General features: G+C 65.8%; 1 pseudogene. It reads right to left on the reverse strand.

Annotation, left to right across the window (positions count from 1 at the left end):
• Nucleotides 1-1,047: pseudogene (locus L540_RS21140) on the reverse strand (hypothetical protein); the annotation flags it as partial.

Raw genomic sequence — 1,047 nt, forward strand, 5'->3', positions numbered from 1 at the left:
CGGCGATATTGCTGAGCTTGAGGCCGCCGCCGTCGATGCCGGCGGTGGTGATGCTCGGGCCGCCGGTCAAGGTCAGGCCGCTGGCCTGAAGCTGGGTGGTGCCTAGCGTGACGGCATCCACATCGAGGTTGCGGGACAGGGCAAAGCGCAGCTTATTGTCGGTCGCACCCTTGGTGATGGCCAGGTTGCTGTCGGGGCTAGAGAAATCTACGGTGGCGCCGGGCGCCACATTGCTTGCATTGGCCCCCTGAGCGGTGACGTTCCAACCGCTGTTGGCCACCGAGGATACGGCTTGCAGTTGTCCCACATTGACGGCATCGGTCGTGGCGCTGCCGGCGGCGATATTGCTGAGCTTGAGCCCGCCGCCGTCGATACCGGCCGTGGTGATGCTCGGGCCACCGGTCAGGGTCAGGCCACTGGCCTGAAGCTGGGTGGTCCCGAGGGTCACGGCATCCACATTCAGGTTGCGGGACAGGGCAAAGCGGAGTTTGCTGTCGGTCGCGCCCTTGGTGATGGCCAGGTTGCTGTCGGCGCTAGAGAAATCCACGGTGGCGCCTGGCGCGACGTTGCTCGCATTGGCCCCCTGCGCGGTAACGTTCCATCCGCTGTTGGCCACCGTGGAGACGGCTTGCAGCTGACCGACATTGACCGCATCAGTGGTCGCCGTGCCGGCGGCGATATTGCTGAGCTTGAGGCCACCGCCGTCGATGCCGGCGGTGGTGATGCTAGGGCCACCGGTCAGGGTCAGGCCGCTGGCTTGCAGCTGGGTGGTCCCGAGGGTCACGGCATCCACATTCAGGTTGCGGGACAGGGCGAAGCGCAGCTTGTTGTCAGTGGCGCCCTTGGTGATGGCGAGATTGCTGTCGGCGCTAGAGAAATCCACGGTGGCGCCTGGCGCGACGTTGGTCGCGTTGGCGCCTTGCGCCGTAACGTTCCATCCGCTGTTGGCCACCGTGGAGACCGCCTGCAGTTGTCCCACATTGACGGCGTCGGTGGTCGCCGTGCCGGCGGCGATATTGCTGAGTTTGAGCCCGCCGCCGTCGATGC

This window comes from Bordetella pseudohinzii, assembly GCF_000657795.2.
Lineage (GTDB): Bacteria > Pseudomonadota > Gammaproteobacteria > Burkholderiales > Burkholderiaceae_B > Bordetella > Bordetella pseudohinzii.